At 73.5% G+C, this 23708-nt stretch carries 18 protein-coding genes; 8 read left to right on the forward strand and 10 right to left on the reverse strand.

What is annotated here, in order from left to right; genetic code table 11:
• Positions 1 to 41: 41 nt before the first annotated feature.
• Positions 42 to 1210, forward strand: a protein-coding gene (locus J2S44_RS30845; RefSeq protein ID WP_310409493.1) for an IS3 family transposase whose coding sequence is annotated in 2 segments (ribosomal slippage) — positions 42 to 326 and positions 329 to 1210 — 1167 coding nt in all. Because the reading frame shifts where the segments join, the coding sequence is not laid out codon by codon here.
• 145 nt (positions 1211 to 1355) lie between these two features.
• On the opposite strand, the gene J2S44_RS30850 is transcribed toward J2S44_RS30845, so the two are convergent.
• The 3 genes from J2S44_RS30850 to J2S44_RS30860 all read right to left on the reverse strand — a co-directional run bounded on the left by J2S44_RS30850 (position 1356) and on the right by J2S44_RS30860 (position 5095).
• On the reverse strand, positions 1356 to 2270 hold the full coding sequence (locus tag J2S44_RS30850; RefSeq protein WP_310421035.1) for an SDR family oxidoreductase: 915 nt from the start codon (positions 2268 to 2270) through the stop codon (positions 1356 to 1358).
• 1081 nt (positions 2271 to 3351) lie between these two features.
• Positions 3352 to 4296 carry an SDR family oxidoreductase gene (locus J2S44_RS30855; protein ID WP_310421037.1) on the reverse strand — a complete coding sequence of 315 codons (945 nt, stop codon included), beginning with the start codon at positions 4294 to 4296 and terminating at the stop codon, positions 3352 to 3354.
• Between the two features lie 43 nt (positions 4297 to 4339).
• The gene (locus tag J2S44_RS30860; RefSeq protein ID WP_310421039.1) at positions 4340 to 5095 is read right to left on the reverse strand and encodes an SDR family NAD(P)-dependent oxidoreductase; all 756 of its coding nucleotides are present in this window, start codon (positions 5093 to 5095) and stop codon (positions 4340 to 4342) included.
• A gap of 183 nt (positions 5096 to 5278) precedes the next feature.
• Here J2S44_RS30860 and J2S44_RS30865 point away from each other — a divergent pair, with 183 nt between their 5' ends.
• Positions 5279 to 6100 carry a helix-turn-helix transcriptional regulator gene (locus J2S44_RS30865; RefSeq protein ID WP_310430004.1) on the forward strand — a complete coding sequence of 274 codons (822 nt, stop codon included), beginning with the start codon at positions 5279 to 5281 and terminating at the stop codon, positions 6098 to 6100.
• Here the strand turns inward: J2S44_RS30865 and J2S44_RS30870 are convergent, their stop codons facing one another.
• Both J2S44_RS30870 and J2S44_RS30875 read right to left on the reverse strand, forming a co-directional pair.
• On the reverse strand, positions 6101 to 6385 hold the full coding sequence (locus tag J2S44_RS30870) for a hypothetical protein (protein ID WP_310421041.1): 285 nt from the start codon (positions 6383 to 6385) through the stop codon (positions 6101 to 6103). It lies immediately after the preceding gene.
• A 515-nt stretch (positions 6386 to 6900) separates the two neighbouring features.
• Positions 6901 to 8196, reverse strand: coding sequence for a class I SAM-dependent methyltransferase (locus J2S44_RS30875; RefSeq protein ID WP_310421043.1), 1296 nt, complete (start codon positions 8194 to 8196; stop codon positions 6901 to 6903).
• Between the two features lie 340 nt (positions 8197 to 8536).
• Here J2S44_RS30875 and J2S44_RS30880 point away from each other — a divergent pair, with 340 nt between their 5' ends.
• Positions 8537 to 8983: a DoxX family protein gene (locus tag J2S44_RS30880; protein WP_310421045.1), complete on the forward strand. Its 447-nt coding sequence runs from the start codon at positions 8537 to 8539 to the stop codon at positions 8981 to 8983.
• 132 nt (positions 8984 to 9115) lie between these two features.
• Here the strand turns inward: J2S44_RS30880 and J2S44_RS30885 are convergent, their stop codons facing one another.
• From J2S44_RS30885 to J2S44_RS30895, 3 genes are read right to left on the reverse strand one after another with little or no spacing between them, the layout of a single operon-like run.
• A complete protein-coding gene (locus tag J2S44_RS30885; RefSeq protein WP_310421047.1) occupies positions 9116 to 9790 on the reverse strand; it encodes a carbohydrate-binding protein in 675 nt (224 codons plus the stop codon).
• Positions 9787 to 10446: a LuxR C-terminal-related transcriptional regulator gene (locus tag J2S44_RS30890; protein WP_310421050.1), complete on the reverse strand. Its 660-nt coding sequence runs from the start codon at positions 10444 to 10446 to the stop codon at positions 9787 to 9789. The genes J2S44_RS30885 and J2S44_RS30890 overlap by 4 nt, the downstream gene beginning before the upstream one ends.
• Positions 10443 to 11639: a sensor histidine kinase gene (locus J2S44_RS30895; protein ID WP_310421052.1), complete on the reverse strand. Its 1197-nt coding sequence runs from the start codon at positions 11637 to 11639 to the stop codon at positions 10443 to 10445. Before J2S44_RS30895 ends, J2S44_RS30890 begins: the two co-directional genes overlap by 4 nt.
• 183 nt (positions 11640 to 11822) lie before the next feature.
• Here J2S44_RS30895 and J2S44_RS30900 point away from each other — a divergent pair, with 183 nt between their 5' ends.
• Positions 11823 to 13391 carry a DUF1996 domain-containing protein gene (locus J2S44_RS30900; protein ID WP_310421054.1) on the forward strand — a complete coding sequence of 523 codons (1569 nt, stop codon included), beginning with the start codon at positions 11823 to 11825 and terminating at the stop codon, positions 13389 to 13391.
• 57 nt (positions 13392 to 13448) lie between these two features.
• Here the strand turns inward: J2S44_RS30900 and J2S44_RS30905 are convergent, their stop codons facing one another.
• Positions 13449 to 13607, reverse strand: coding sequence for a hypothetical protein (locus tag J2S44_RS30905; protein ID WP_310421056.1), 159 nt, complete (start codon positions 13605 to 13607; stop codon positions 13449 to 13451).
• 9 nt (positions 13608 to 13616) lie between these two features.
• On the opposite strand from J2S44_RS30905, the gene J2S44_RS30910 reads away from it, so the two are divergent.
• The 4 genes from J2S44_RS30910 (at position 13617) to J2S44_RS30925 (ending at position 21270) form a co-directional block, all read left to right on the forward strand.
• Complete coding sequence (locus J2S44_RS30910; RefSeq protein WP_310421058.1) at positions 13617 to 14336, forward strand: hypothetical protein; 720 nt, start codon at positions 13617 to 13619, stop codon at positions 14334 to 14336.
• 103 nt (positions 14337 to 14439) lie between these two features.
• Positions 14440 to 15693: a discoidin domain-containing protein gene (locus J2S44_RS30915; protein ID WP_310421060.1), complete on the forward strand. Its 1254-nt coding sequence runs from the start codon at positions 14440 to 14442 to the stop codon at positions 15691 to 15693.
• A 115-nt stretch (positions 15694 to 15808) separates the two neighbouring features.
• Positions 15809 to 18538, forward strand: a complete 2730-nt coding sequence (locus J2S44_RS30920; protein WP_310421062.1) for a helix-turn-helix transcriptional regulator — start codon at positions 15809 to 15811, stop codon at positions 18536 to 18538.
• Complete coding sequence (locus J2S44_RS30925) at positions 18535 to 21270, forward strand: helix-turn-helix transcriptional regulator (RefSeq protein WP_310421065.1); 2736 nt, start codon at positions 18535 to 18537, stop codon at positions 21268 to 21270. Before J2S44_RS30920 ends, J2S44_RS30925 begins: the two co-directional genes overlap by 4 nt.
• 3 nt (positions 21271 to 21273) lie before the next feature.
• Here J2S44_RS30925 and J2S44_RS30930 read toward each other — a convergent pair whose 3' ends face one another.
• On the reverse strand, positions 21274 to 23661 hold the full coding sequence (locus J2S44_RS30930) for a hypothetical protein (RefSeq protein ID WP_310421067.1): 2388 nt from the start codon (positions 23659 to 23661) through the stop codon (positions 21274 to 21276).
• Between the last annotated feature and the right edge of the window lie 47 nt (positions 23662 to 23708).

Here is a 23708-nt window from a genome sequence, read left to right on the forward strand (position 1 = left end):
TGAGATGGCTTGCCATGACGGCGGGCTGGAAGGATGTTGCTGTGCCCAAGCCCTACCCCCGTGAGTTCCGCGATGACGTCGTGCGGGTCGCCCGTGACAGGGACCCCGGCGTGACGGTCGAGCAGATCGCGAAGGACTTCGGGGTCCACCCGATGACGTTGTTCAAGTGGCTGCGCCAGGCCGGCATCGAGGAAGGCGCCCAGCCCGGTGCGAGCCGCAGCGACTCGGTCGAGCTGCGTGAGGCCCGTAAGCGGATCAAGCTTCTCGAACAGGAGAACGAGGTCCTGCGCCGAGCCGCAGCATATTTGTCGCAGGCGAACCTGCCGGGAAAAGGCTCTACCCGCTCGTGAACGAGCTCGCCGACGACGGGATCCCCATCGCGGTCACGTGCCGGGTGCTGAACATCGCTCGACAGCCCTACTACCGGTGGCGTGCCCGCCCGGTCACCGACGCCGAACTGGCCGAGGCCTACCGGGCGGACGCGTTGTTCGACGCTCACCGTGACGACCCGGAGTTCGGCTACCGGTTCCTGGCCGACGAAGCCCGTGCCGCAGGCCAGGCGATGACCGAGCGTACTGCCTGGAAGATCTGTTCCGGCATGGGCTGGTTCAGCACGTGCAGCCGCAAGCGGCGGCGAGGAAAGGGCGGGAGGCCGGGCCCGCCGGTCCACGACGACCTGGTCAAACGCGATTTCACCGCGAGCGGCCCGAACCGGTTGTGGCTGGCCGACATCACCGAACACCGCACCGGTGAGGGCAAGCTCTACCTGTGCGCGATCAAGGACGTATGGTCCAACCGGATCGTCGGCTACTCCATCGACTCACGGATGAAGTCGAGGCTGGCGGTCAACGCCTTGCGCAATGCGGTCACCCGGCGCGGTGACGTGGCCGGTTGCGTGCTGCACACCGACCGTGGGTCGCAGTTTCGTAGCCGGAAGCTTGTCGGTGAACTGCACCGTCACGACATGATCGGATCGATGGGCAGAGTCGGTGCCGCCGGCGACAACGCCGCCATGGAATCGTTCTTCGGCCTGCTGCAGAACAACGTCCTCGACCGCCGGACCTGGCCCACCCGGCAGGCGTTGAGGACCGCGATCGTGACCTGGATCGAACGGACCTACCACCGCCGCCGACGCCAACGAAGCCTGTCCCGGTTGACCCCTATCGAGTACGAGACCATCATGACCCCACCGGCCAGTCAGGCCGCGTGACTTGACCTGTCACCTATTGGTGCAGCAGACCCTGGACGCGATCTGTACGGACCACTTGCTTCCCACCACCAGTGGGCTGCATATCCGTCGCGATGGGATGATGACGCTGACCGACGACCACTGCTGATCGAGGCGTTCGACCTGGCTACTGGGAGAATGACGCACCCGTCAGCTTCACGGAAAGCTCCCACAGATCGCGGGAAGCGCCCTCATCGAGGGCCGGGGAAGGTACCTTGGCGAGCTGGACGCCTCGAGTCCTCTCCATCGGCCCGGCCGGTCCGTAGAAGGCCCCGCTCTCCGCCGCGGGGCTCGTCGCCGCGTACAAGGCAGGCAGCACACCCGTATCGACCCGCTGCCACAGGAACGGCACCTTGTAGGTCATCCGATTGATGAGCAGCAGGGGATTACCGGCTCCCAGGCCGGTGATGACGGCGCCGGGGTGCGCGGCGATGCTGCTGAGGCCCCAACCGCCGGCCGTACTGCGTTTGTGCAGTTCCCGCGCGAACATCAACATGGCCAGCTTGGAGCGCGCGTACTGCCGGAACGGACGGTAGTCGGCACCGTTGAAGTCGTCCAGATCGGTTCGTGCGAGGACCGAGTGGACGCTGCTCATCGAGACGATCCGCGGGGCGGTGGCCGCGGCCAGCAACGGGAGCAGATGTGCGGTCAGTGCGAAGTGGCCGAGATAGTTGCCGCCCACCTGCAACTCATGGCCGTCCGCCGTTACCTGTCGGCGCCGCGGCGCCATGACGCCGGCGTTGTTGACGAGAATGTCCAGGGGCCGGCCTTCGGCGACGAGTGACTCACCGAGTTCCGCGACGCTGCGGAGGGAGGCGAGGTCGAGTGGGAGGGTCCGTAGCTTTGCCGCCGGCACGGACGCCTGAATGTGCCCGACCGCCGCCTGGCCCTTCACCTCATTGCGTACGGCCAGGAGCACATCGGCTCCCGCTACGGCGAACCGGCGCGCCAATTCGAGTCCGAGTCCGCTGCTGGCCCCGGTGACCAGGACCCGCGTACCGCTCAGATCGCCGACCACGACCTCAATGTTCGGTAGTGCCACGACGTACTCCCAGCGATTGTGTGGAATTGCTTCGAGGTCCTCTGCTCGCAGGCTTGCGTGCCGGAGAGAGTTGAGGCCATCGTCAGCCGGACGGACGACGTTATTCAGGGACGCGTTATCCACTGATAAGCAGCCACGGCATCCGCGCCGAAGCGTACGGCCATGACGGACAGCAAGATCGTCGGTTTCTCGGGCTCGGCGTCATGGGCGAGCCGATGGCCTCGACCTGGCCCGGGCCGGGACGCCGCTTATCGTGTGGACGCGGGATCCCGAGCGCTGCGCGGCCGCACGCGACGCCGTCGCGGGCAGCGCGGCCGAGGTGCTGCAGCCGGCCGGTGTGGGGCTGATGATGCTGGCGGACGGCGAGGCGATCGACGCGGTGCTGGGGCGGGGACCCCTGCCTTCACCGCGGTCGCCGGGCGCGAAAGGTCCACCTGGGACGACGTCCCCCGAGTGTTCGCAGGACGCTCACGGCGATCGGCCTGGCGCTCGCCTCTGCGTAGAGGGCGGAACCGCGGGTGTCCAGCGCGCGCAGCAGCGCCCGGGCTCCGGCGGACAGAACGGATCGCCGAGCGTCGCCTCGTCCGGGATGCCTGCGACTCCGGGGGAGAGGTGCAGCTGCAACGACCGCATGGGCGTGGCCGAGGTGGCCCGCCACCGCACGCGGGCGTCATGACCGGACGCGACGACGCACAGCGAGCCGGGACCGCGGGAGTCTCTGCGCCGGCTCCCCCGGTCCCGTCGCTCGATCGTGAACTGGCCGCTGATGATCAGGACCAGCAGCAACCGGTCGGGCCGGAACGTGAACTCGTCGGCGGGGCGGGTCGGCGTACGTCACCGCCTTGACCGACCTCCGGCCGAGGGGTGCGCTCGACACGAGCATCCGGGACGGCAGGCCCGCCGACGCTCGTTCGATTCCCATCGCCCAGCGTACGTGCGATCTCGGTCGGGTCCTTCGGCGAGGAACGGATGCGCCCGAGATCACGGATCCGCTTCCGCGGCCGCGCCCGTCAGACAGTGAGCGAGACGGAACGGGCCGGCGGGGTCGTACACGCGCTCCAAGGCAAGAAGCCTCCGAAGCTCAGGAAGGGAATCTCGTTCCCGTCAGTTCCTCCGACGCCGTCCAGAGGCGCGCAGCCGCCTCCTGCTGATCTCTGAACGTGCGGTAGGGGCGCTGGATCCTCGGCGGGCCACCCAGGCCACCGGCACCGCCCGGTCCGACGAACTCGCCGCCCTTGATCTCGCCTGCCGTGGCGGCGTAGAGGGCTGACTGCCCGGCGCTCTCGACGGTGCCGACCAGGATGCCGCGTGCTGACATCCAGCGGATCATTCTGACGGTCGATGTGTCCTGCGCGCGGCCGACCTCGGGTCGCGCGGCCAGCAGATTGGTCGGCGCAAGACCGGGTTGAGAGACGTTGCTGGTGATTCCCCACCGGCTGGCCTTACTGCGGCGATCGAGCTCGAGACCGAACAGGGCCACCGCGATCTTGGACTGCGAGTAGGCACGTGAGCCGGAGTACGACCGTTCCCAGTTCAGATCGTCCCAGTTGATCCGCCCGGCCTGGGCCGCCGTGCTGGTCTGCGATGTGACCCGTGCCTTTCCTTGCCGAAGCAGGGGAAGCAGGTGCGCGACGAGCGCGAAATGACCCAGATGATTCGTGCCGAACTGCACCTCGAACCTGTCTCGGGTGAGCTGCCGGTCGGGTGGCGTCATGAGGCCGGCGTTGTTGATGAGGACGTGGATCGGGGCCGCCTCTGCGCGTAGCTGCTCGCCGAGTGCCGCGACCGACTCGAGCGAGGCGAGGTCGAGGTCACGCAGTTCGAGTTTGGCGCGGGGCGCGTACTCGCGGATCTGCGTGACCGCAGCCTCACCTTTCCGCCGGTTACGGACCGGCATGACGACCTCGGCGCCGGCGACGGCGAGCGTGCGCGCGATGACGAGTCCCATGCCATCGCTGGCACCTGTGACGAGCACGCGTTTCGTCGACATATCGGGAATGGTGAGGTTCTGCTTCTGGGGTGACATGTGATGCTCCTTGCGTACGTGTGGGGTGTGGCTGCGACGCGGGTCAGGCGATGGCGCCGCCGGCGACCGTGAGCGTCTGTCCGCTCACCCAGCCGGCGAGGTCGCCGGCGAAGTACTCGGCTGCGTCCGCGACGTCCGCGGGCGTCCCGACACGTCCGCCGATGCGGCCCATTTGCGCGTCTCCGGCGCGGAAGGCCTCGCTGTCGGCGGGGTCGGCGAAAACGCCCGCGCCGAGGATTCCGGTCGGCAGGATGTTGTTGACGGTGATGGAACGCGGGGCCAGTTCGAGAGCAAGAATGCGGACGAGCTGGGCCGCGACCACCTTGCTGGATGAATAAAGGCCCATCCCGGGGTACGGGAACATCGTCGACGTCGACCCGATCGAGATGAGACGGCCGCCGTCGGTCAGTACTTTCGCTGCCTTCTGCAGTGTGAAGAAGGCGCCTTTGGCGTTCACGTTGAAGACCCGGTCGAAATCGTCCTCCGTCACGTCGGCCGCAGGCTGACCGATGACCTCACGTCCCGCGTTCGCGACGACGATGTCGATCGAGCCGAACGCGGAGATCGTCTCGTCGAACAGCCGGTCGATGTCGGGCAATGATGAGATGTCGGCCCGCACGACGTGCGCTCGTCCGCCGGCCGCTTCGATTTCGCTCGCCGTGCGCCGTGCATTCTCCTCGTCCGTCGAGTAGTTGACGACGACGTTCGCGCCGAGGGAGGCGAATCGCTTCGCAATGGCTTCGCCGATACCGCGAGCAGATCCGGTGACTACGGCGACCTTTCCGGTGAGATCGGTCATGTCATTCCTCCTGAGTCGGTGTGTTCCACCATGATCAGTGAGTCGCTTGCGACCAGCCAGTGCATGTCATGCAGAGGAACTTCTGGGCGACCTGCGCGATCGTGGAACTACGAGACTGCGGTTGCACTGCAGGCGAGACATGACCGAGAGGACAGGTGGACCGCAGTGTTCGACCGAGTAGGTATGGCCCGCTTTCTCAGGAGCCGTCGAGAGGCGCTCCAGCCGTCCGACGTCGGCATCCTGTCCGGCACACGCCGTAGAACACCCGGACTGCGGCGTGAGGAGGTGGCTGCTCTGAGTAACATGTCGGCCGACTACTACTCGCGCCTGGAACGTGCGGGCGGCCCTCAGCCGTCCGAGCAGATGGTGGCCTCGATCGCGCAGGGGCTTCATCTGTCACTGGACGAGCGAGACCATCTCTTCAGTCTCGCCGGGTATCGGCCGCCTACGAGCGGGCGCACGAGCGATCACGTCAGCCCGGGGATGATGCGGGCACTCGACCGGCTCACCGACACCCCGGCCGAAGTCTCGACCGAACTCGGCGAGACGCTTCGCCAGACCCCAATGGGGGCGGCGTTGACCGGCGACACCACACGGTTCACGGGGCCGGCGCGCAGCATCATCTATCGGTGGTTCACCGACGAGAAACAGCGAGACCTGTTTCCGCCTGATCTGCACGAGCTGCATTCCCGTGCATTCGCGTCGGGCCTGCGCGCCGCGGTGGGTCGCGATGGACCAGAATCGCGCGCCGCACACATTTCAGCTCTGCTCCTCAAGGAGAGTCGCGAGTTCGTGTACTACTGGGATCGGTACGAGATCGGGGTGAAACTGAGCGAGACCAAGCGTCTGAATCATCCCGAGGTAGGGCTGCTCGAACTGAACTGTCAGACACTGCTCGACCCGGAGCGGTCACACCGGCTGCTCATCTACACGGCGGTTCCGGGCAGCGAGTCCTGGGAGAAGTTGCGCCTGCTCTCGGTGATAGGAGTGCAGCAGCGGAGCTGATTATCGGGTGGGGCGGTCCGGGTCTTGCGCGTGCAGGAACCGCTGGTTGGCCTCGATCAGAGTGTCCAGCACCGTACGGGCGGTGGTCAGATCGTCCCGATGCGCATCGCAGACGTGGATCGCGAGTTCGAAATCGGTGATCCATCCGCTCGTCGCGGCACCTGGCTCACCGAGTCCGAGCAGCATAAAGGCCCTGTCATGCGGTGAGCCGTAGCGCGCTCCCTCGGCGTGGTAGACGGTGATCTCTTCTTTGTAACGGCGTGGACCAGGGTGGCGAATCAGCATCGCGGTGGCGCTCGCGGCAGCCGCCCGCGGCTTTTTGGACCCTGTGGCGTGAGCAGTGACGACAGCGGTCCGTAACACTCGGGCAGGCAGTCGAAGCAATCGACGCGCGCCGCGGCGAGCAAGACCTGTCCCGGCGCGTCACGGTCGTCCTACTCGAAGATCGACCGCTCGCGTGCAAGGTGGTCGTGGGGCCAGTGGCCGACGATCTGTTCGTTGTGGCGGGCGGCCGTCCGTCGCGCGTCATGCGGATCGGTATCGGCGAGGGCAGCTCCGATCACGTCACGGATTCACCACACCGCGGCCCAGCGCCGGCGGGAATGGCCTGCAGGAGGTGCCGCAGGCCGAGGACCGTTGCCGGGGTGATCCGGCCACCGCAGTAGAGCGCGGACCACAAGAAGGAGTGGGGCTGCCGCCACCAGACCACCGCTTCGGCGTCCCATGGGTACTCGACATCGCAGGCGGGTAAACCCCGGTCCGGTCCGGCGTCTGACGTGAACCGTCCCCACGGCCGAGGATCAGTGCGCCGGGGGAGCCGTCGGCGTGCCGGCAAGCCAGCTCCGGGTCAGCGGCAGGGCGTCGTGGCCGTCGGGGAGCGGGCGGATCGCGAGGATCTGGTTGACGCCGAGCCGGTCGGTCTCGAACGCGAGGGCGCAGGCGGCCATGTAGAGCCGCCATACCCGGGCGCGACCGGCGCCGGCCAGCGTCACCGCCTCGTCCCAGTGCGTCTCCAGGTTGGTCACCCAGGCGCGCAGCGTGAGCGCGTAGTGCGGGCGGAGCGCCTCCACGTCCCGGATCTCGAATCCGGCGTTCTCGATCAGGGTGGCGGTGACCGGCAGCGGCACCAGTTCGCCGTCCGGGAATACGTATCTGTTGATGAACGTGGGTTTGTCGCCGGTCGCGGCCGCGCTGGTGTGCCGGGCGCCGATCTGGTGGTTGAGCAGCCGGCCGCCGGGCCGCAGCAGGTGAAACAGGATCGCCGCGTACTCCGCGTAGGTGGCGGTGCCGACGTGTTCGGCCATGCCGACGCTGGAGATCGCGTCGAACCGCTCGGCGCCGATCTCGCGGTAGTCCTGCAAGCGGATCTCCACCAACTCGGTGAGCCCGGCCTCGGCGACCCGCTTGCGGGCCAGCTCCGCCTGCTCGCGCGAGATGGTGACACCGACGACGGACACGCCGTAGTGACGTGCGGCGTGGACGGCCAGTGACCCCCAGCCACAGCCGACGACCAGCATCCGCTGACCGGGGCGCAGGCCGAGCTTGCGGCAGATGAGGTCCAGCTTGTCGTGCTGGGCCCGCTCCACCGTCGCGTCGGCGGACGGCCAGTACGCGCAGGAGTAAACCATCGACGGGCCCAGCACCAGGCGGTAGAAGTCGTTGCTGACGTCGTAGTGGTGGCTGATCGCGCCCCGATCCCGGCCGCGCGAGTGCCGCCGCCCGGACATCACGATCTCCTCGGGCGGGGGAGCGGGCTGCCGGCCGACGATGCCGAGGCTCATCGCTTCCCGCAGCAGCCGGACCGCGTTGACCTTCTCCTCGCGCCAGACCACCGAGGCGATCCGCAGCAGCACCTCATAGAGGTCACCGTCGACGTCGAGTTCACCGGCGACCCAGGCGCGGGCCAGACCGAGTTGGCTCGGCTGCCACAGCACCCGCCGCAGCGCCCGCTTGTCGCGGATCACGAGCGCGGGCGCGCCCGCCGGCCCGACCTCCGAGCCGTCCCAAGCCCGCAGCCGTATCGGCAGGTCCGGGGGGAGTACGGGGCGCAGCAGGGCGTGGAGCCGTTCCGCGGTCGACGGAGTCGCCGCGCTCACGCCGCCGGCTCCGTCGTTGAAGCCGATATCGAGTTCTGCACGGCCCGATGATCGAGTGCATCTCAGGGGCCGGCCAGCCCACCGTCGACATCGGGGACCGAGTGCCCCTGTGGGCTGCCCGAAAGTACACCGATCTCCGGCCCGAGACGTGTGAGCCGGCAGGCTGATGGGTGGCGCTGCCCGGGGCAGGTGCTCCTGGATTGACGCCAGGAAAGCCCCGTCCCGCAACCCGCCGTATGCGTCCCGCGCATGGTGGGCACGCGTCATCCGCGTTGCCGCCGGGGTGGGCGCCCGGCGCAGTCTTGGCCCGGACAACGCCGCATCGATCCGAGGGGCCTTCATGAACAACCGTCTGTTCCGCGATATCGCTGTTCTCATCGCCCGTACCGTTCTCGGGGTGATCTTCATCGCCCACGGCTGGCAGATGTACGCCGGTATGGGCGTCGAGACGATGATTTCGAACTTCGGGCAGGCCGGGATTCCGCTGCCGGCTCTCGCCGTGTGGTTCGCGCTGATCGTGCAGATCATCGGCGGTGCCATGCTGATCGCCGGACTCGCCGTGCAGGTGCTCGGCATCCTGCTGTGCCTCAACATGCTCGGCGCCGTCTGGTTCGTACACCTGGAGAACGGTCTGCTGGTTTCCGATGACGGCTACGAATTCGTGCTGACGCTCGCGGTGCTGTCGCTCCTGCTGAGCGCGATCGGGGCGGGCGCATTCAGCCTGGACCGGTTCATCGTGCCGCGACTGACCGCTCTGCGCCCGTCCGCCGAGCGCGTTCCCGGCTGACGGGGCCGGTCCCGAGGGGCCCGGTGTCCGGGTACGAGGGTTGCCTGCCTGATCCGGTTGCGGTGCCGATCGTGCCCACTGGCGACGAGCGAGGTCGCGGCGGACGGCCACAGGATCCGCCCGGCCGTGGTGTCAGCTGATCACGAACTGGTCGAGGTCGACCGAGGGCTCGGTGGCGTGGAACAGGCGGATCTCGGTGTCGCCGACCGGCAGGTCGATCGGGATGGTGACGGTGGCCGGGTCGAGCCAGCTGTCGTTGCCGGCCAGCGTCAGCGAGACCTTCTCGCCGTTGTTGACGATGATGTCCAGCGGTCGCGCGCCGCCGCCGCAGGTGTAGTGGATCGTCAGGTTCCGGCGCCCGCCCACGGTCACGCCGCGCACGTGCACGGTCAGCGCCTGCCCCTGCCCGAGATACTGGATGCGGCTGCCGGACGCGCAGGTCGGGCAGTCGATCGCCTCGACCCGGAAGCGCTCGTTCGCCGGATCCGTCGCCGCGATCCGGATCGTCGTGAACGTGGGCGGCGGCGGGGCCGAGGACCGCGGCGGGGGCGCGGGCGTGGCGGAGGACGGCGACGGCGACGGCGTCGGTGACTGCCCGAAACCCTGCTCGCCGGACGGGGACGCGGACGGCGACGGGGCCGCGGACGCCGTGGCGGGCGCCGGAGCCGGGGACGGCGCCGCCACCGGCGTGCCAAGATCAAGATCAGGATCCGAGACCAGCGAGGGTACGGCGAGCGTGGTGGCCAGCACGGCCGCGGCCAGCGTCCCGATCGCCCACCAGCTCCGCTCCGGGGCCGCCGCGCTCATCGCCAGCCCTGCCAGCGGGCCACGGCCTCGGTCCGGTTCGTCACGCCGAGCTTCGCGAACAGCTTGTTCAGGTGGTTCTTCACGGTCTTCTCACTGACCGCCATCCGCTGCCCGATCGCCGCGTTCGACAGCCCGCCGGCCAGCAGCGTCATCACCTCGCGCTCGCGTACCGTCAGCTGGAACGAGTGCCGGGCCGCGCGCTGTCGTTCCGCGCGCGCCGCCGCCTCCTGCTCCCGGGCGAACGCCTCGCGCATCGCGTTGGCCGCGATGTTCGCCGCGGTCGGCGTCAGCCAGCCCTGCCCGGCCGCGACCGCGTGCACCGCGCGCAGCAGGTCCGGCGGGTCGAACTGGCCGTAGACCAGGTAGCCGCGGGCGCCGCCGCGCAGCATCGGCGCGATCAGTTCCGGTTCCGCGGACCCGGTCAGCACCAGCACGTTGGAGTGTTGCGAGATCTCGGAGATGACGGAGAGGCCGTCCGCGACCGGCATGCGGTAGTCCAGCAGCGTGACCCGCGGCCGGTGGCGGATCGCGGCGGCCAGCCCGGCCCGCCCGTTGCCGGCCTCGGCCACCACCGCCACCGTGCCGTCCGCCTCCAGCAGCGGGCGCAGCGTCGCCCGTACCGTCGGGTTGTCGTCGACGATGACCACGGTGATCATGTGATGGATCCTGCCAGGGGCACGGAGACGTGCACGCTGGTGCCCCGGCCCGGCCGGGTGGTCACCTCGATGCTGCCGCCGATCGTGCGCGCCCGCTCCGCCATGCCGACGATCCCGTGGTGGCCGAGGTCCTGCAGCGTGAGCAGGTCGCCGGACATGGTGAAGCCGTCGCCGTCGTCGCGCACGGTGAGCGTCACCGCGCGCCCGCGCCGGGTCAGCGCCAGCGTGACCGTGACCCGGCGGGCGTTCGCGTGCCGTTCGATGTTGGTCAGCGCCTCGTGCGCGATCCGGGTCAGCTCGTAGCGGACCGGGACCGGCAGGTCGGCCACGTGCACCTGCGCGCCGGTGTCGATGCCGGTCCGTGCGGAGAACCGGCCGCAGAGCCGGTCCAGCGTCACGTCCAGCGCCTCGTCCGGCGAGTCCAGGCGCAGGCCTTCGAGCAGCTCCCGGGCCTGGAGGCTGGCCGCGGCCGCGCCCTCGGAGATCGCGCCGGCCAGCTGCTCGGCCAGCGCGGGCTGGCGGCGCACCGACCCGGGCAGCGCGACCGCGGCCAGTGACATGCCGCGCAGCGTCTTCGCCACCGAGTCGTGCAGCTCGCGGGCGAGCCGGGCGCGTTCCAGCGCGGCCGCGTCCCGCTGCGCGATCGCGACCCGTTGCAGGTTGAGCCGCATCTGCCGGACCAGCGCCCGGGTCGCGACCGCGGCGGCCAGGCCGGCCAGCACGCCCGCGACCGGCGCCGCGATCAGGTAGACCGCGACCGCCGCGTCCGGGTCCGTCTCGCGCAGGATGGTCACGCAGACCGCGAAGCCCTGCGCCGCCTGCGCCGCCCACAGCGGCCACGCGGCCGCGCCGAGCAGCACCCCGGCCAGCGCGGCGGACCCGGCCGCGTGCACGAAGTAGGGCACGCCGCCGCGGCTGAGCGCCAGCACCGCGACCAGCAGTACCGCCTCCGCCGCCAGGATCGCCACCGGGTGCGAGACCACGCGCGGCCACCGGGTCAGCACCGCGACCTGCACCGCGGACCCGGCCAGCAGGAGCGTGATCAGCACCACCAGCCGGTACGGATGCTCGTCCGCGACCGCCAGTCCGGCCGCGGCCGTGGCCACGGTGAGCAGGGCCCGGCCCAGCAGAACGGCGCGTCCGAGCGCCGCCGCGACGACGGGCTCGACGCGCCCGTCAGCGGAATCGGTCACGGAGCGGCCTCGCCAAGTGGGAAGGGATCGCCCTCGCGGGCGGCCCACACAGTAACCGAAATCGGGGCGGGGCGGGAAGTTTCCGGTTTCTGGGTCTTAAGGCCTAACCCGGTACGGCCGGGGAGCGCTTACCGTACCGGCGGCCGCAAGGCCTCTATGCCTGCTTTCTTGGGGGAGTGACCCGTGTCGTACACGTTTACGAAGTTCCGCGAGGCGGACGAGCGCCCGTCGCGGTTCGGCCGCCTGGGCCGGTGGGTCCGCGGCCACCGCACGATGGCCGCGACCGCCGCCGGCATCACGCTGGTCGCGGCCGGTGCCGCCGCGGTCGCGGGCGTGCCGCTGGCCGACGCCGCCACCAACAACGAACCCGCGCCGCCCGGTGCGATCCGCGCCGCCGCGTTCACCGCGCAGTCCGGCGCGCAGACCGAGGGCACCAACGACGCCGGCGGCGGCAAGAACGTCGGCTGGCTGGCCGGCGGCGACTGGCTGCGCTTCGACGGCGTCGACCTGGGCGCCGCGGGCTCGGTCACCACCTCGGTCCGGATCGCGGCCGCGCACGCGGACCGTCCCGGCAGCGTCGAGGTCCGCACCGGCTCGGCGACCGGCCCGCTGCTCGCCACGGTCCCGGTCACCGCGACCGGCGGCTGGCAGAGCTGGAACACGCGCACCGCGACCGGCACCTCGCCCGGCGGCAAGCAGGACGTGTTCCTGGTGCTGAAGGCGGACCACAAGCACGACTTCGTGAACCTGAACTGGTTCGCGTTCTCCGGCGCCGGCGCGGCCCCGTCCACGTCCACCGGGGCGTCGCCCTCCACCGCCGCGTCCGCCGCGCCGTCCGCGAGCACGCCGGGCCAGCCCGCGCCGTCCACCTCGTCCTCGTCCGCCGCGCCGGCGCCGGCCACCGGCTGGGTGCCGGTCGACCAGGCGGCCTGGAAGGCGCAGCTGGACGCGTTCGACAAGACCGTGGCGCAGAAGCCGCCGGCCGGCCGGGGCCGCAACCCCGAGTTCAACGCGACCTGCACGTTCAGCCACATGGCGCCGAACGACCCGATCGTCTTCCCGAACCTGCCGGGCGCGTCGCACATGCACTCGTTCTTCGGCAACCGGGCCACGGACGCGAACACCACGACCGAGAGCCTGTTCCGGGCCAAGGACACCACCTGTGAGCCGGGCGAGGACTTCTCCGCGTACTGGATGCCGACGCTCTACGTCGACGGCAAGCCCGTCCAGTCGAACATGTTCATCGTCTACTACGGCTCGCTGATGTCGGACACCACCAAGGTCGTCCCGATGCCGAACGGCCTGCGGCTGCTGCACGGCGACGCGAAGAAGCAGGTCAACACGCCGGTCGGCGCGCAGAACCAGTTCTACTGCTCCGGCGGCCCGCTGGACGGCGTCGGCCGCAGCGCGGACGGCAACTTCCCGATCTGCGGCGACGGCGGCACCGTGCACTTCACCATGCGGTTCGCCGACTGCTGGGACGGCAAGCACCTGGACAGCCCGAACCACAAGGACCACCTGACCAACGGCTTCAACGACACCTGCCCGCCGAGCCACCCGGTCCGGATCCCGGCCGTCACGCTGTCGATCTACTTCCCGACCTCGGGCGGCAAGGACATGAAGCTCTCCTCCGGCCTCGCCTCCTCGATGCACGCGGACGCGTTCTTCGCCTGGGACGTCCCGGCCATGAACCAGCGCGTCAAGAACTGCATCCACCAGGCGGTCGCCTGCAAGAGCAACGGCGACTTCTAGAGGATCGATGACATCGGCCGGTACGGGGTGTGGTCACCCGTACCGGCCGATGTCCTGTCAGCCCGTGATCAGGCGCTCGATCCGGTCGACGGCGTCGTGCGCGGCGTAGACCTCCGCGATGCGCCGCACGTTGGCGCGGATCTCCTCGTCGGTCAGCAGCGTGCGAACCGCCTCGGCGACCGCCTCCGGCGACGGGGTCGCGGTGCCCAGGTCCACGCCGAGGCGGTGGTGGGCGACCCGGGCCGCGTTGGCCGGCTTGTCCTCGGTGACGCCGGGCAGATCGACCTGATCCGCCGCGTGGCGCCGGACGCGGCACTGCTGGTCACGTCCGACCGGCGGCTCCCCGGGCCGGGGGACATGCGGTGGGTGCACCTCGGTGGGCTGTCCGCGTCGGACAGTGCCGACCTGTTCGCCGCCATCGCCGGCGCGGACCGCGCGGCCGCCGAGCCGGACGCGGTGGTCCGCTTCCTCGGCCTGTGCGGCGGCTACCCGCTCGGCATCCGGCTGTGCGCCAACCGGGTCCGGAACCGGCCGCAGTGGACGATCGCGGCGATCGTGGAGTGGCTGACGGCGGAGATGGCCGACCCGTACGGCGCCGCGCACCACGACTGCGTGGTCGCCACCGCCCGGATCGCCCGCGCCTACGGGGAACTCGACCCGCTGCCCGCCCGGCTGCTGCGGGTCACCGGCGTGCTGCCGTCGCCGGACGTCTCCGCGCCGGAGCTCGCCGCGCTGCTCGGCGTGCCCGCGCCCCGGGTCGCCCTCGTTCCGGAGGCGCTCGCCGACGTCTCGCTGCTGGCCGACGCCGGCGACGGGCACCGCTACCGGCCGGCGAATCCGCTGGTGCGGTCGCTCGCCGAACGCGTCGCGTACGCGGTCGACGGTGAGGACGCGATCGCGGCGTGGCGGGACGCCGCACGGGGGCTCTCCGGCGTGGCCGCCTGATTTCCCGGTCCGGCCGTTTTTCGTGAACCCGCGCGTCTTCCAGCACGTTTATGTGGCGATCGTCCGGCGGAGCCGATCAACGCGTGACAGGGGAGCCGAACACATGGACAAGCCCGAACGGGAGCCGAACGCGAGCGGAGGCTACGCGCTGCCCGGCGGCCCGGGGAGCTCCGGCGGCCATCCGCGGCCACCGGCGCGGCGCGCGATCGTGCTGCGCGGGCTGCCACCGTACGACGGCGACGACGAGCCGGCCGAGGGCCCCGACCTGGTGCCGGTCCGCGAGACCTACCAGGAGCTGGAGATGCCCCGCCGGCCGGACCCGGGCCCGGAGGCGAGCCAGAGCCAGGAGTTGCCGCACTGGCCGGCCTCGGCCGTGCCCCGCCCGGTCTCCCCGCCCGTGCCACCGTCGCAACCGGTCCCGTCGCAGTCGGTCCCGGCCTCGCCGGCCGGGGCGCCGCCGGTGCCGGTGCCGCTGCCGCCGCGCTGGGACGCGCGGGACGAGACGGTCGCGCTGCCCCGCCCGGTCTCCCCGGCCCAGCCGGTGCCGGCCGGGGAGGAGACCGAGGAGATGCGGGTCGCGCCGCTCGCACCCGCGCCGCGCTCGACGGAACGGCACCGCCCGTGGCTGCTGTCGCTCGCCGTGGCCGCCACGGTCGGCCTGATCGGCGCCGGTGTCGCGCTGGTGCCGCTGATCGGCCAGGGCCAGGCCGGCACCGGCGAGCCGAGCTCCGCGCCCGAGCCGCCGCCCGGCTTCGCGCTGCCCCCGGCCGAGATACCGCTGCTCCCCGCGTCCGCGTCGGCGCCGGTGAGCGCGTCCGCCTCCGCCTCGCCGTCCGCCAGCGCCTCGCCGTCCCCGTCACCTACCGGCTCGCCGGTCGCGTCCGTCCCGGCGGCGGCACCACCGCCGGCCACCACCGGCTCCCCGGCCCGGTCCGCCGGCACCACCGCGCCGGCCGGCCGGGTGAACAGCGGCAACGCCAACATCGCCCAGGGCCGGGCGGCCGGTGCGTCCAGCCAGGAGGGTGCGGCGTGGACCGCGTCCGCCGCGGTCGACGGCGACATGACGTCCCGCTGGAGCAGCCAGCCCGGCGACCCGCAGTGGATCACCGTGGACCTGGGTGAACTGTGGCAGCTCAACACGATCACGCTGTACTGGGAGCACGCGTACGCCACCGCGTACCGGGTCGAGACGTCCCGCGACGGCGTCACCTGGACCGCCGTCTACAGCACCACCAGCGGTGGCGGCGGCACCGTGCTGATCCCGGCCGGCACCGCACCGGCCCGCTACGTGCGGATGACCGGCACCGCCCGCAACACCCAGTACGGCTACAGCCTCTTCGAGATCCAGGTGCGCTGACCGCCCGGGCCGGGCCGCCGATGTGACCACCCCGATTTCCGTGAACGGATCCGCCGACCGCCTCGTTTGCAAGGCACGGCCGGCGGGGTGTGCCGGCCACGGACGGGGGTGCGGCGTGACAGCACACGGCAGTGACGGCCGGACACCGCGCCGGCGTGCGCTCCCGGGCCGGGACGCGCAGGTCGGCGCGCTGGACACCGCCCGCCGGGCCGCGGCCGACGGAGGCCGGTTCGTGCTGGTCACCGGCGCGCCCGGCAGCGGCCGCACCGCGCTGCTGGACACCGCGGCGGAGATCTGGCGCACCGCCGGGATCACCGTGCTCCGGGTGCGCGGCGACGGGTTCGGCGCGCTGCTGCGGGTGCTTCACGACGAGTGCGAACGCGTCGCCGATCCGCTGCTCGCCGGCCCGCTGTCCACGCTCGGCACGCTCTGCGCGGCCGGCGACCCGGCCGCGCCCGGCCGGCTTGCCGCGCTCCAGCAGGCGACCGCGGCCGCGGTCGCCCTGGTCGCGCGCCGGGGGCAGACCGTGCTGATCGCGGACGACGCCGCACCCGGCCTGAGCGCGGCACTGGCGGCCGCGGTCCGGGACGACTGCCTGGTGGTCGCGTCCACCGGGACCGCGCGCGGCCGGCTCGCCGCACTCGCGGACACCGTCGTGGACCTGCCGCCGCTGCCCGCCGACGCGGTCCGGAGCATGCTGACCCGCCGGTACGGCGCACCGCCGGACGACGCCGTGCTGCCCGCGCTGACCACCGCGCTCGGCCCGCTGGCCGGCAATCCCGCCACCGTGTTCGGTACCGCGGACGCGCTCGCGGAGGACGGCCGGCTCACGGTCGTCCGCGGTGAACTGTGCCTGCACGAGCCGCGGGCGCCGATCGCGCTGCCCGCGGCGCACCCGCTGGTGACCGCGCTGCATGCCCGCGGCCCGGTCGCGGTGCGGCTGGTCACCATGGCCGCGGTCACCCGGTTCGGCCTGGACGACCTGCCGGTCTTCGCGGACGCCACGCTCGGCGACCTGGACCGGTACGGCGAGACCGTCGACGCGCTGGTCCGCGCCGGCGTGCTGGCCGACGGCCCGGGCGGCGCCGTCGAGCCCCGGTGCCCCGCGCTCGCCGCCCGGCTGATCGCGGACGCCGGCCCGGACACGGTGGCCCGCCTGCATCGCGCGTACGCGGCCGCGATGTTCCGCCGCGCCGGGTCCGGGGCCGGCGCGGACCGGGCCACCCTGGCCGACCACGTCAGCTCCGCGGGCATGTCGATCCCGGCCGACCGGCGGACCGCGGAGCAGCTGGCCGCGACCGCGGACGAGGCCGTCGACCGGCAACCGGACCGGGCCGCGGACTGGCTGCTGGCCGCGCTCCGGCACGCCGACGGCGACCGGGAGGCCGACGAGATCCTGGCCCGGCTGCTGCGCCTGCTGGTCCGCACCGGCCGGTTCACCAGGCTGGCCGAGGTGGTGCGGACCGCGGCGCCGGCCGGCCGGCACCCCGACCTGGCCGTGGCCGCCGCGTTGGCCGCGATCCACACCGGACGGCCGGTGCCGGACGGCGTCGCCGCGCTGCCCGGCGGCGAGCTGATGGCCCGGCTCGCCCACAGCTGGCTGCCCGGCACGGCCCCGGCGCCGGCCGGCCCGCCGACCCGGTCCGGCACCGGCCCGGAACTGGTCCGCGCCGACGAACTGCTGCTGGTGTCGCAGGCGATGAGCGGCGGCCTGGACGCGACCGCCGTGCCCACCGAGCACGCCGACGCGCTGCTGACCGCCGGCGCGGCCGGTGACCTCGCCGGCGTGCTGGGCCTCGTGCTCGGCGAGCACCGGTACGGCACGCCGGTCGACGGGCCGATCGCCGCCTATCACCGGATGCACGTCCGGAACGCCCGCGGTGACCTGCCCGCCGTCGTCTCCGCCGCCCGCGAGGCGGACCTGGCCGGCGCGCTGCCACCCACGCTCGGGCACATCGCCCGGCTCTGGGGCGCCGAGGCGCTCGCGTTGCAGGGCCGGGCCGAGGAGGCGGTGGCCTGGTGGCGGTCGGTGCCGGACGAGGCGCCCGTCGCGGCGCTGCGCTGGTGGGCGGCGAACGGCCCGGCGGGCGAGCCACGCACCGCGGACGAGGCTGCCCGGCGGCTGCGGGAGGCGCGGCGGGCGTACCGGCGCCAGCGGGAGTTCGGTGGCGCGCTCGGCGTCGCGCACCTGATCACCCGGGCGTCCGCGCTGGCCGGCCGGTTCGGGCTGGCCGCCGAGTCCGCCGAGTGGGTGGCGACCGCGGCGGCGGACGCGACCGGGGACCTGCGCCGGGTCAGCACGTCGACGCTGCTGCTGGCGCGCGCGTTCACCGGCGACGAGGACGCCGCCGCCGTCGCGGCCGGCCGGGTCCGGGCGGGCGGCGACCGGGTCGCGCTGGCACTGACCACGCTCGCGGTCGGCCGGGCCGTCACCGACCCACGCCCGTGGCTGCTGGAGGCGCGGGCCGCGGCGGAGGCGGCCGGTTCGCCGTGGCTGCGGTCCGCGGTCGCCGCCGCCATGCGCGAGCGCGGTGTGCGCCGGCCCCGGGCCCGCGCACCGCAGCCCGCGTTCAGCGCGACCGAACGCGAGATCGTCGGCCTGATCCGGCAGGGCCGGACGAACCGGCAGATCGCGGCGCAGGTCCGGATGAGCGAGAAGACCATCGAGAACTACCTGACCCGGCTGTTCGCGCGCACCGGCTGCCGGTCCCGGGTCGAGCTGGCCGCGGTCGGTCTCGCCCCGGACGGCCCGGTCCGGGGCGGCCTGGTTCCGGCCGGTCCGGTCCCGGCCGGCCTGGTTCCGGGCGGCCCGGTCGCGGGCGGGGGAGCGGAGCGCGGCCGGTGACCACCCCGATCGATCCGGCCGGGTACGCGCTGACGCTGCTCACGGGGCCGCAGGGCATCGGCCGGTCGCGCGCCCTCCGTGCCGTGCGCGACGCCACGGCCGCCGCCGGCCGCCGGGTGCTGGAGCTGCGGCTGTCGCCCGAGGACCGGCACGAACCCTGGTACCTGGCCGGCCGGCTGCTCACCGCGCTGACCCCGGCCCCGGCCGGCCAGGTGGCCCGGGCGCGCCCCGGCTCGGCGGCCCCGGCGGTCACCGGCCCGGCGGCCCGGGCGGGCACCGGTGCGGCGGCCCGGGCGCGTACCGGCGTGGTGGAACCGCCGGCCGCCGCGCTCACCCGGGCGCTGCGCGCGCACCCCGGCCTGACCGTTCTCGTCGACGACGCCCAGTGGGCCGACCCGGAGTCGGCGACCGCGTTGCTCGGCGCGCTGCCGGACGTGGCCCGCACGCCCGTCCGCTGGGTCGCCACGCTGCGCACCGGCCCGCCGCCCGCTCCCGGGCCGGCGGCCACGTTCGCGCGACTGCGCGCGGCCGGACTGGCCCAGGCGGTGCCGCTGCGGCCGCTGTCCCCGGCCGAGTCCGACGCGCTGCTGCTCCGGCTGCTCGGCGCTGCGCCGGACGACACGCTGCGCACCGTGCTGCGCCGGTTCGGCCGGGGCCGGCCGGCCGCGCTGATCGCCGCGGTCGAGGGCTACCGGGACCTGGTCCGGGTGGTGGACCGGCGCGCCTACCTGACCGACCCGACCGCGGCGCCGCGCCTGCCGGACGGCCACGCCCTGCTCCGGCCGGTCCACGACCTGCCGGCGGAGACCCGCGCGGTGGCCCGGGCGCTCGCGGTGCTGGACGTGCTGGAGGGGGACGTACCGGCGCTGATCGGAGCCGCGTGTGATCTTCCGGTGCCGCGGGTGCACGCGCACCTGGCGGCGCTCCGCGACGAGGGACTCGCCCGCGAGCACCGGCGCGGCTGGCGGATCGCGACCGCGCCGCTGGCCGTGGCGCTGACCGGTGCGCTCGGCCCGTTCGAGCGGCGGCGGCTGGCCCGGGTCGCGGTGGAGGCGATCCGGCGCGGCGAGGCGGTCAGCGGCCGCCCCGGGTTCCTGCCGGACCAGGTCGCCGCCGCCGGCACGCTGCTCGACCCGGAGCCGGCCCGGCTGCTGCTGCGCGCGCATGCCGTCGCCGCGACCGGGCGTGCCCCGGAGGCCGCGGCCCGCTGGTGGGCCGGTGTGGCGCGGCTCAGCGACGACCCGGGGGACCGGGCCGAGGCGGAGCAGGCCCGGGCCGTCGCCGACCTGCTCCTCGGCCGGTACGACGCGACCCGCGCCGCGATGCGCCGGCAGCTGGCCGACCACGCCGTGCTGCCGCCGATGGTCCGCCAGCAGGCCGAACAGCTGGCGCTGATCGGTGCCCGAGCCGCCCGGGACACGGACGAGGTGCGGCGTACCGCCCGCGGCGAGCCCGGCTGGCCCGGCGGCCCGCGACCGACCCCGGTCACCCGGGCCGGCGCGCTGACCATGCTGGACCGCTGGACCGAGGCGACACGGGTGCTCACCGCTGCCGCGCCGTCCGCCACCGCCGCGGAGAACGTCGCCGCGGAGAACGCGGTCGTGCAGATCGCGGCCGTCACCGGCGTCCTGCCCACCGGTGTCCTGCGCACCGGCATCCGGCACACCGGCGTCCGTGAACCCGCACGCCCCGAACCGGACGCGCCGCCGGCCTGGACCCGGCGCCACCGGGCCGGCACCGCGATGAACCGCTTCCGGCTCGCCGCGATCGCCGGCGACCTGACCGGCGCGGAACGGGCGCTGGCCGACGCGGACCTCACCGCGGACGTGCTGTCACCGCCCGACCGGACGCTGCACCGTTGGCGGGCCGGGCGGTGGGACGAGGCGCTGGACGGCGCCCGGTTCAGCATCGCCACCGATCTCACCCTGGTCTTCCACCCGTCACAGTCCACGTTGCACCGGGTCGCCGCCGAGGTGCTGCTCGCGCGCGGCTGGCCGGCCCGGGCCCGCGTGCTGCTGGACAACGCCCGCGCGGACGCCGCCCCGCTGCCGCACCTGCTGGCACCGGCCACCGCGGAGCTGGAGTGGATCGTCGGGGACCCGGCCGCGGCCGCGCGGACCATCGACGCCGCGCTGGCCGAGGCCGCGGAGCTGGGCGTGGTGATCGGCGTCGACGAGCTGCGGCTGGCCGCCACCGAGCTGGCGGCGGCCCGCGGCGACGCGAGCGCGGCCACCGCGGCCGCGCTCGCCGTGCCGGCGCCGGACAGCGCCGCCGGTGAGCTGCGCGCCGCCACCGCCGCGATGATCGCGCACCGGGACGCGGCCCGGGCGGACGCCGTGCTCACGCTGGCCCGCCGGACCGGCCAGCCGTACGAGCTGGCCCGCACGATCGAACGGGTGGTCCGCTGGACCGGCCGGCGCCCCGAGCTGCTCGCCGAGGCCTACGACCTGCTCGGCGCGCTCGGCGCGATCCTGCACCGGTCCCGGATCCGGCAGGCCATGCGCGACCACGGCGTCACGGTCCCCGGCCGCGCGGAGACGCTGGCCGAGAGCGAGCGGCTGCTGGCCGCACTGGTCGCCGAGGGACTGTCCAACCGGGAACTGGCCGCCGCCACGCAGAGCAGCGCGAAGAGCGTCGAGGGCCGGCTGTCCCGGCTGTTCACCCGCACCGGGTACCGCTCCCGGGCCGAACTGGCCGCGGCCGTGCTCAACGGCGACCACCGGATCGGCTGACGGTCACGGCCCCGGCGTGAGCAGGCTGGCCAGCGGCAGGTCGATGCCCTTCGCCGAGTGCTTCCACCGCTCGTTCTCCACCTGCAGCACCTGGTCGACCCGGGTCCGTTCCCAGGACCGCTTCGGCAGCAGCAGCGACACGCCCGCGGCGACCAGCTCCGGCAGCCGGGACCGCACCGAGGTCAGCCCGACCAGCCCGGTCGCGCTGGCGGTCACGTCGATCGCCCGGTTCGCCGGCACCTGGACGTGCACCAGCCGGTGCCCGGCCCGCACCGCCGGGCGCTTCGGGTGCAGCGGCAGGAAGTCGCCCTCCGGCTTCTCCGGCAGCAGCGCCCACGCGCCACCGCCGCGATCCGACTTCGGCCAGGTCACCACGTCGTTGGGCAGCCCCTCGGTGCCGTGCCGGGCACCCGTGCAGCGCAGCACGACCGGGTTCTCCGGCAGCTCCGCGTGCTCGACCGGCCGGCCGTCCTCGTCGATCCGGTACCCGGCGGACAGCCGTGCCTGGTCCAGCCACCCGGCCGGCAGCAGGAACGTGCCGCTCTCCGCGGCCAGATGCTTCAGATCCGCCGGTACGTCCTCCACCCGGCCCAGGTCGACCGCGGCCCCGGCCTCGACCCGCAGGCAGAGCAGGTGCTTCTGCGGGTTGTCCCGGGCCAGCCGCTCGCCGTCCAGCGCACCCATCAGGAACAGGTTCGCCGAGGGTACGCCCTCCACCGCGACCCGCTGCGGCGTCCACGCGCACGTCACCCACAACCGGATCGGTTCCGCGTTCACCTCCGGCAGGTCCGGCAGCCAGCGCACCCCGTGCCGGCGGCTGCCCCGGCCGGGCACGGTCAGCGACGGGCGCGGGCTCGGTGCGGGCAGCACCCGCTCCGGCGGCGGCACCACCGCCATCGGCTCCGGCACCGTCACGACCGGCGTGGCCGCCGACGACGCCGGGTGCCGCCGGCGCGGGATCAGCCAGCCGTCGTCGTTGCGCCAGCGGCCGGTCTCCTCCGCGGTGCCCGGCTTCCCGGCCCGCAGCCAGCGCGCCGGGCGCAGCTGCTCGTCCACGGCCCGGGGCAGACCGTCCCGGACCACCACGGTCGCGCCCGGCGGCAGCGACCAGATCTCCACGCCCAGCTCCGGTTCCAGCAGGGCCAGGTGGCCGCGCAGGCCGCTCGCCCGCTCCGGCAGCACCGGCGTGACCAGCAGCAGGTCCTCGCCCGCCCAGCCGGAACCCGCCAGCAGCGCCCGCAGCTCGGCCACGCCGACCGCGAGGTTGCTGCCGTCGGCGTAGCGCAGCGCCAGCCGGCCGTCGTCCAGCACGGTCAGGTCGATCAGCGCGGTGCCCGGCTCCGCGGTCAGGTCCGCGTACCGCTCGCGCAGCGCGTCCTCCGGCTGCCGACCGGTGCTGATCAGCGACACCCCGCCGGCGGCCAGCACCGCCGGCCCGCCCCGCGGCACCAGCCGCCCGTCCCGGTCGGTGGTGAACCGGCCGGTCTCCGGCGCGTCCGGCGGCCGGAACGCGGCCCACCGGGACACGGCACCGGACCGGTCCCGGGCGGCCAGGTCACGCGAGCCACGCAGCAGCACCGCCTCGTCGCCGGGCGCGGGCGCCCACACGGTCGCGCCGGTCGCCTCCGCCAGCGCGGCCATCTCGGCCTCCAGGTGCGTCCGGTTCGCCTCGTCCTCCGGCCAGCGCATCCACAGCCGCAGGTCGCCGCCGTAGAGGTAGATCGAGGAGAGCGCGGCCGCGACGTCCCGGCCGGTGTAGCGGCTCCGCGTCGACGCGCCCGGCCGGTACGTGGACAGCCGGAACCCGCCGTCCCGCGTCGCCAACGCCACCGTGACCAGGTCCGGGTGTCCCACGCCGAGCCGGGCGGCCGCGGCCCGGCGGACCACGAAGTCCTCCCGGTTCGCGAACTCCAGCCCGCCCGGCAACGGCAGCGTCGCCAGCCCGGCCCGGGGCAGCACCAGGCCGCCGGCCAGGTCGAACCAGCCGGGCAGCGTGGTCGCCAACCGGGCCGGCTGGACCAGCTTCCAGTCGACCACCTCGCCGCTGACCCGGTCGACCGGCACCGCCTCCGCGTGCGTACCGCCCGGGCCGGGCAGCCGCTCCACCGTCGCACCGGTCGGTGTCACCAGGATGTCGCAGTCGAGCGCGTCCGCGACCCGGCTCAGCAGCTTCGCGCTGCGCGCGCCGTCGTCGACCAGCACCCGAAGATCCTTCCCGGGTACGGCGCACTCCTGCGCGTAGTCGGTCAGCTCCTCCGCGGTCAGCGCGGTCCCGGGCGCCTCCGGCCGGGCCAGCCCGCCGTCCCCGGTCCGCACCAGGACCAGGTCGCACAGGCCGTCCACCGGCGTCGGCGGGTCCACGGCCGGGTGCTCCGGCACGGGATCGGGCATCGGCTGTCGGCTGGCTCGCAAACCGTCCTCGCTGTCCTGGGTTCCGG

Source organism: Catenuloplanes niger, from assembly GCF_031458255.1.
Classification (GTDB): Bacteria; Actinomycetota; Actinomycetes; order Mycobacteriales; family Micromonosporaceae; genus Catenuloplanes; species Catenuloplanes niger.

Coding starts and splice junctions, on each gene's coding strand:
- J2S44_RS30855 (WP_310421037.1), bottom strand. CDS start 4,296: ATGTCACCCCAGAAGCAGAACCTCACCATTCCCGATATGTCGACGAAA.
- J2S44_RS30860 (WP_310421039.1), bottom strand. CDS start 5,095: ATGACCGATCTCACCGGAAAGGTCGCCGTAGTCACCGGATCTGCTCGC.
- J2S44_RS30865 (WP_310430004.1), top strand. CDS start 5,279: ATGGCCCGCTTTCTCAGGAGCCGTCGAGAGGCGCTCCAGCCGTCCGAC.
- J2S44_RS30870 (WP_310421041.1), bottom strand. CDS start 6,385: ATGCTGATTCGCCACCCTGGTCCACGCCGTTACAAAGAAGAGATCACC.
- J2S44_RS30880 (WP_310421045.1), top strand. CDS start 8,537: ATGAACAACCGTCTGTTCCGCGATATCGCTGTTCTCATCGCCCGTACC.
- J2S44_RS30885 (WP_310421047.1), bottom strand. CDS start 9,790: ATGAGCGCGGCGGCCCCGGAGCGGAGCTGGTGGGCGATCGGGACGCTG.
- J2S44_RS30890 (WP_310421050.1), bottom strand. CDS start 10,446: ATGATCACCGTGGTCATCGTCGACGACAACCCGACGGTACGGGCGACG.
- J2S44_RS30915 (WP_310421060.1), top strand. CDS start 14,440: ATGGACAAGCCCGAACGGGAGCCGAACGCGAGCGGAGGCTACGCGCTG.
- J2S44_RS30930 (WP_310421067.1), bottom strand. CDS start 23,661: ATGCCCGATCCCGTGCCGGAGCACCCGGCCGTGGACCCGCCGACGCCG.